This window comes from Roseateles sp. P5_B10 (assembly GCF_056400485.1).
The window spans coordinates 1-6,903 of the sequence record NZ_JBFULE010000243.1; the positions used below are offsets into that span (position 1 = coordinate 1).

General features: G+C 69.4%; 5 protein-coding genes. All 5 read right to left on the reverse strand.

Annotated elements, in window-relative coordinates:
• Positions 1-921: ABC transporter substrate-binding protein (locus AC1DU6_RS15630; RefSeq protein ID WP_477858162.1), on the reverse strand; the 921-nt coding region annotated here is incomplete at its 3' end.
• Between the two features lies 1 nt (position 922).
• Positions 923-3,313: an efflux RND transporter permease subunit gene (locus tag AC1DU6_RS15635; RefSeq protein ID WP_477858164.1), complete on the reverse strand. Its 2,391-nt coding sequence runs from the start codon at positions 3,311-3,313 to the stop codon at positions 923-925.
• A gap of 8 nt (positions 3,314-3,321) precedes the next feature.
• Positions 3,322-4,347, reverse strand: a complete 1,026-nt coding sequence (locus tag AC1DU6_RS15640; RefSeq protein WP_477858166.1) for a WD40/YVTN/BNR-like repeat-containing protein — start codon at positions 4,345-4,347, stop codon at positions 3,322-3,324.
• A complete protein-coding gene (locus tag AC1DU6_RS15645) occupies positions 4,347-5,705 on the reverse strand; it encodes a DUF1329 domain-containing protein (protein ID WP_477858168.1) in 1,359 nt (452 codons plus the stop codon). The genes AC1DU6_RS15640 and AC1DU6_RS15645 overlap by 1 nt, the downstream gene beginning before the upstream one ends.
• 20 nt (positions 5,706-5,725) lie before the next feature.
• A partial coding sequence (locus tag AC1DU6_RS15650) for a DUF1302 domain-containing protein (protein WP_477858169.1) occupies positions 5,726-6,903 on the reverse strand: 1,178 nt, incomplete at its 5' end.

Sequence of the window (6,903 nt, forward strand, 5' to 3'; positions counted from 1 at the left end):
CAGGTAGGCCGCCAGGCCCTCCAGGCTGATGGCCTCGGGGCCGACGTGGCTTTCCGCGTCGCGCTCGAACTCGCGCACCAGCGGCAGCTGCGAGATCTCGGGGTTGGGCACGACGCTGGTGAAGCCGATAAGCCGGTCGCGCAGCAGCCGCGTCAGCTGCGTGAGCCCCGGCGACGACAGTGCCGCCACGGTGAGCGGCACCGCGGCGCGCCAGGCGGCCTCGTGGCGGGTCAGCAGGTCCAGCGACTCGGGACCGAGATTGAGCACCAGGGCCTGCGGCGCAACGGCGGCCAGCTCGCGCAGCGTGGCGGCGGAATCTGCCTGCATCGCCAGCGGGTGGAAGCGGATGCCCGCGGCCTGCAGCGCCGCAGCCAGCGCGCGCTCGCGGGCCGGCTCGTCGCCGTCGCCCAGCAGCACGGCCTGCTCGATGCCGATGGCCCGCAGTTGCGCGGCCAGGGCCTCGGCCTCGCGCCTGTCCTCGGGCCGCAGGCTGAACACCATGGGCTGCTGCAGCGCCGCGGCGCCGGAGAAGGGGCCGACTAGCGGCACGTTCAACTCACGCGCCAGCGCGGCGGTCTGCAGGCAGGCGCGCTCGCCCAGGCAGTTGACGAAGGCCAGCGCATGGTGCTCGCGGGCAAGCTTGCGCAGGTTGGCCGCGCGGCGCTGGGGGTCGCCGCCATCGTCCAGGGTCACCAACTCCAGCAAGCGTCCGCCGATGCCGCCGCCGGCATTGACGCGATCCACCAGCGCCTTGGCACCGGCCTGCACGCGATTGCTGATGGGGAAGGCGGCGCCGGTCAGCGGCAGCGACTGGCCCAGCACCAGCGGCGCCTGCTCGGCCGCCGATGCAACCGACAAACAAAATTCCAGCAGGAGGGGTGCCAGCAGCACCACCCAACGCTGGATCCACCGCCGTGCCATCTCAAGCGATCCTGGCGGGCTTGAGCAGCCAGTGCGCGAGCGCCGGCACCAGCACCAGCGCCCCCACCATGTTCCACACGAACATGAAGGCCAGCAGGATGCCCATGTCGGCCTGGAACTTGATCGGCGACAGCGCCCAGGTGCCCACGGCGAGCGCCAGCGTGACGCCGGTCAGCATCACCACGCGGCCCGTGAACTGCAATGCGTGCAGATAGGCCGTCGACAGGCTCTCGCCCGCGCGCAGCTTGGCCAGCATGACGCTGAGCACGTAGAGCGCGTAGTCCACGCCGATGCCCACGCCCAGCGCGATGACCGGCAGCGTGGCGACCTTGACGCCCATGCCCAGGCCCACCATCAGTGCCTCGCACAGGATGGAGGTCAGCACCAGCGGCAGCACGGCCACGACGACGGCCCGCCAGGAGCGGAAGGTCACCCAGCAAAGCACGACGACGGCGCCATAGACCCACCACAGCATCTGGTTCATGGCCTGCTTGACGACGATGTTGGTCGCAGCCGCGATGCCGGCCGAACCGGCGGCGAGCATGAAGCGCTCGTCCTTCGTAGAGTTCTTCGCCATGAAGTCCTCGACGGCGGCGACCACGGTGCTCAGCGTCTCTGCCTTGTGGTCCTTCAGGTAGACGTAGAGCGACAGGAAGGAGCAGCCCTGGTTGAACAGCTCACGCGGCGCACGGGTCTGCACGCCGCCCAGGGCGCTGTCGTTGGGGATCAGCTCGTACCACTTCAGCTGACCCTCGTTGTAGCCCACCATCGCAAGCTTGGACAGCGCGGCCATGGAGTTGGTGGACTCGACGCCGGGGAGCTGCTCCAGCTGCCAGGCCAACTGGTCGACCTTGGCCAAGGTGCCGTAGCGGGTGCACTGGTCCTCAGGCGTGGAGACCATGACGACGAGGATGTCGCTGGACGCGGCGTAGTGCTGGGTGACGTAGTCGTTGTCGCGGTTGTAGCGGGAATCGGCGCGCAGCTCGGGGGCGCCGGGGTCCAGGTCGCCAACGTGCAGCCGCGTGCTGACGGCATAGCCCGCCACGGCCAGTGCTGCCGACGCGCCGAGGGCCACCAGCGCCGGGCCGCGCTGCGTGAAGCGGTCGAGCTGGCGCCACATCCAGGAGCTGCCGGCCTTGGGGTTGAACTCGGGGTCGTCACGCAGGCTGCGCTTGGCTGCCGCCGCGCCCACGCCCACATAGGACAGCAGGATGGGCAGCAGCACGAGGTTGGTGAAGATCAGCACCGCCACGCCGATGCTGGCGACGAGCGCCAGGTCCTGGATGGCCTGGATCTTGATCAGGGCCAGCACCGCGAAGCCGACGGCGTCGCACAGCAGCGCCGTCAGCCCGGCGACGAAGAGGCGCCGGAAGGTGTAGCGCGCGGCCACCACGCGGTGGGTGCCGCGGCCAACGTCCTGCATGATGCCGTTCATCTTCTGCGCGCCATGGCTCATGCCGATGGCGAAGACCAGGAAGGGCACCAGCACCGAATACGGGTCCAGCGCGTAGCCGAGCAAGGCCAGCAGGCCGAACTGCCAGACCACGGCGACGAGCGAGCAGGCGACGACGAGCGCGGTGCTGCGCCCGCAGCGGGTGTAGGCCCACAGCACGCCGGCGCAGATGACCAGGGCCACGGCGAAGAACACCAACACCTGCTGCAAGCCCTCGATCAGGTCACCCATGACCTTGGCGAAGCCGGTGACGTGCAGCGCGATGGCGTCGCTGTCGTACTTGCTGCGCAGCGCCTCGACCTGGCGGCCCAGTTCGCCGTAGTCCAGCGCCTGACCGGTCTTGGGATTCACGTCCAGCAGCGGCACAAAAACGATGCTGGACTTGGCGTCACCGGCGACGATCTGGCCGATCTCACCGGAGCGTTCGACGTTGGCGCGCACCTCGGCCAGCGCTGTGGGCGAGCCGTCGTAGCTGTCGCCCATGACGGTGTTGCCGTCCAGCCCGTCCTCGGTCACGGCGACCCAGCGGGTGTTGGCCGTCCACAGCGACTTCATGAAGGGCCGGTCCACGCCCGGCATCAGGTAGATCTCGTCGCTGATCTTTTGCAGTGTGTCGAGGTAGTGTTTGTCGTAGATCGTGCCCTTCCTGGCTTCGACGACGATGCGCAGCGCGTTGCCCTGGCCGCCCAGGTCGGCCTTGTGCGCCAGGTAGTTGGCGATGTAGGGGTGCGACGTCGGGATGGTCTTCTCGAAGCTGGCGTTGAGCGTCAGCTTGAAGGCCTGCTGGCCCAGCCACAGCGTGGCCAGCAGGCACAGCAGCATCACCCAGGGCCGGTGGTTGAAGAGCAGCCGCTCGGCCCAGGAGYCGGAGCGGGTGTCGAAGTCGTCGAGCTGGGTCACCACGGGTTGGGTGCCCAGCGTGTCGGTGGCGGCGTGCATCGTCGAGGTCAGGGAGTGGGTGACGCGCGGCGGGTGCCGCGCAGGCTGGCGATGACCCAGGCGCCGTCGGGTGCGGCGGCCAGGCCGGCGGCGGGCAAGGGTCCGGCGGGCGGCGGCTGGCGCGTGAAGCTGCGGCCGTCGTCGGTGCTGGTGAAGAGCTCGCCGGTCTGGGTCAGCAGCGTCAGCCCGCCGCGCCGTTCGATGCCGGCCTGCAGGCTCAGCGGCGTGCCGAGCTCGACCTTGTCCCAGTTGGCGCCCGCATCACCGGAGCGGTAGACGCTGCCGCGCAGGCCATAAGCCAGCAGCGCGCCCGAGTGCGAGGCCAGCAGGCCGAAGAAGCTGCCCTTGTAGGGCGAGGCCAGGGCCGTGAACGTGGCGCCACCGTCGCTGGAGCGCAGCAGCAGGCCTTGTTCGCCGGCAATGAACCATTGCCCGTCGACGATGCGAACGCCGTAGAGATGCAGGCCGCGCGGGTTGGCGGCGCGCGTGGGCAGCGGCTGCCAGCTGGCGCCGCCGTCGCGCGTGACCATGGCCAGGCCGTAAGCGCCGACGGCGATGGCCTGGCGCGCGTCGATGGCCTCAAGGTCGAACCAGGGCTTGTCGGCGCCCTCCTCCACGAAGCGCTGGGCGGCGCGGCGGCCAGCATCGTCGGTGGCGGCGGCGAGCAGGCTTGCAGCGGCTTGCAGGCCGTCCAGCTGCTTGAGCCAGGTCTTGCCGCCGTCGCCGGTCTTGAGGATGACGCCCAGATGGCCGGCGGCCCAGCCGTTCTGTGCGTCGACGAAGCGCAAGGCCGTGAGGCCCGCGCGCACCGGCACGGTGGCCTGCTGCCAGGCCTTGCCGCCGTCGTCGGACCACAGCACCGTGCCGCGTTCGCCCGCTGCGACGAGCCGCTCACCGGCGCGGGCCACGGCCAGCGTGGCCGCGCCCAGTGCCTTGGGGCTGATCAGCGCCGGCTCGGCCAACGCGGCCGGCGCTGGCGCGGCGGCCTGGGCCGACACGGCACAGGCCAGCGCGAGAAGCGCCAGCCTTTTCATCAGCGTGCTCCTTCGTTGGCGAGCTCTTCAGGGCTGAAGAAGCTGCGCGGCAGCGGTGCGACGATCTTGTACTGGCTGGCCAGCTCGTTGCTGGCCATGTTGAGGTAGTAGGCGCCGGTCTGCAGGTCATAGCCGCCCCAGAACATGCTGCCGATGACGGCCGGGATGTCCGGCGCCAGCAGGGTCAGCGTGTAGTTGGTGCGCCAGAGCTCGCCCTTGGCGTCCCAGCCGTCGAACAGCATGATCTGCCAGCTGTCCTCGTCGATGTAGTACTTGCGCTTGGGCACGACGTGGCGCTTGCCCTCGGCCAGCGTGGCCTCGACTTCCCACACGCGGTGCAGCTCCCAGCGCACGACGCCGGGGTTCAGCGTGTTGGGGGTGACCAGGTCCGCCACCTTGGCAGACGCCGCGCGGTTGTTGTTGTAGGGGATGAAGAGCTCGCGCTTGCCGACCAGCTTGAGGTTGTGCTTGTCGCTGGGGCCGAAGAGCATGAAGGCTTCGTCGAACAGGCCGATGCCCGAGGTCACCGAGTCGGGCGTGTCGTAGGCCACCGACGGCGCCTTGCGCACGCGGCGCTGGCCCACCAGGTATTGCCACAGGCCGCGCGGGTTGCCGGCATTGAGGTTGTCGTGAGCGAGGATGGCCTCGCCCGCCTTGGAGCCGGGCTCGCTGACGACGAACTTGCCCAGGCCCGCATAGCCGTCGAACTTCTCCAGGCTGCCCTCAGGGTCGTAGAACTGCCGGCGAAAGCTTTGCGTACCGCCGGAGGCCATCGCGCGCTTGCCGTCGGCCGTCACGACCCAGACCCGCACCGGCGCCTGCGCATAGGTGCCGACCCAGGCGAGGCGGTGGTTCTGGAACACCTCGTAGCCGTCCTTGGGAATGGGGAACGGCGTGCCGCCATAGGCGCCTTCGGTGCCCTGGCCGTTGTCGACGAGCTTGGCGCGCGTGGCGTTCTTGAAGGTGTTGTCGTAAACCCATTGCGGCGCGGCGGCCGTGCGATGGCTGGGGTAGACGTCGATGCGGAAGTCGGGGTACTTCTTCATCAGCGCCTTGACGCCATCGCTCAGCTTGGCGTCGTACTGCGCCATGTTCTTGGCGCTGATGCTGTACAGCGGCTTCTCGGCGGCGAAGGGGTCGGGCCGTGCGTCGCCGGGCTTGAAGCCAGCGGCCGCCTTGGTCAGGCCGCCGTCCCACGTGGGGATCGTGCCGTCCTTGTTGGCGGCGCGCTCGGCGCCCAACGGGGTCAGCGTGGTCTTGAGCTTGGCGGCTTCGTCGGCCGACACGGCGGCGAGGGCCGGGCCGGCCAGCAGCAGGGCGGTGGCCAGCAGCGTGGCCTTGAGATGAGTGCGGTTCATGTGAAGTGCTCCGTGGGGCTTCAGAAAGTGCGCGAGACGGTGAAGCTGACGTTGGCGCGGTCGCGCAGCGACTGGCCGAACGTGAGCTGGCGCGGCGAGCCGCTGCCGGCGACGAGGGTCTCGGTGAAGGTCTTGGCGGTGCCGAAGAAGTCGCTGTAGGTCAGCGCGAAGTTCCAGTCGTTCTGGTACTTGCCCTTGACGCCGATGCTGTAGTCGCCCGCGCTGGCCGCGCCGCCGGCGAAGTTGGCGATGGACGAGGAGCGCCCGCCAAAGTTGTAGCCCAGGCCGATGGGCACGGACAGGTCCAGCCCCGGCAGCACCTGGAAGTACTGCGGCTCGAACAGCATGCGGAAGGCGAAGGCGCCCTTGGTGGTGTTCGGGTCCAGGCCGCCAATGCCCATGCTGGCGCCGGTCGGCGTCGCAAAGATGTCCTTGGTGATGCTGAGCCGGTGGTTGTAGGCCAGCTCGGCCACCAGGGCACCGCCCTGCCACAGCGCGCCGGGTTGCAGCACGTAAATGCCCGAAGCCTGCAGGTGGGCCGTGCGGCCGACGGCGAAGCAGGGGTTGGCGCTGCCGCCGCAGGCCAGCACGGGGCCCAGGCCCAGCACGGCGGGGTCGCTGTTCAGCGGCGCGTTCCAGCGCACCGAGCCTTCAACGGCCCAATTCAGCTGGCCCACCGACGACGTGACACTGGCGCCGACCGTCTTGATGTCGTCACCGTAGGCGAGGTGCACGTTGCCGTTGACGAAGTCGAACACCGGCACGGCCGGCGTCTTGTCGTGGTACTGCGCCGCGTAGAGGCCGAACTCGTAGTCGCCGCCCGTCGGGCTGAGGCGGAGCTGCACGCCGCCCTGCCCCGAGTTGCGTGGCCGCAGGTCCTTGCTCTTGTCGTAGCTCAGCAGGATGGGCGCGCCCTGCGGCGTCAGGCCGAAGTTGACGGTGCCCGTGCCGACGTAGTCCTGATTGGAGAAGAAGCTGCCAACGCCCGGGATCTTGCTCGGCCGCCACTTGAGCTGGTAGTAGGCGCCCAGCGAGATGCCTTCGGCGATCTGCAGCGAACCCGAGATCTGCTCGACCGGCAGCAGCACTTCCTTGAACTGCCAGCCGGGCACGGACACGATCTTGGCGACGTCGACCGGCCCCTGCGCGTTGGCAATGCCGTTCTGGCCGAAGAACAGGCTTTCGCCCCATTGCAGCG

What these genes read in the sequence shown, in the direction of transcription:
- AC1DU6_RS15640 (WP_477858166.1), bottom strand. Translation starts at nt 4,347, where the DNA reads ATGAAAAGGCTGGCGCTTCTCGCGCTGGCCTGTGCCGTGTCGGCCCAG.
- AC1DU6_RS15645 (WP_477858168.1), bottom strand. Translation starts at nt 5,705, where the DNA reads ATGAACCGCACTCATCTCAAGGCCACGCTGCTGGCCACCGCCCTGCTG.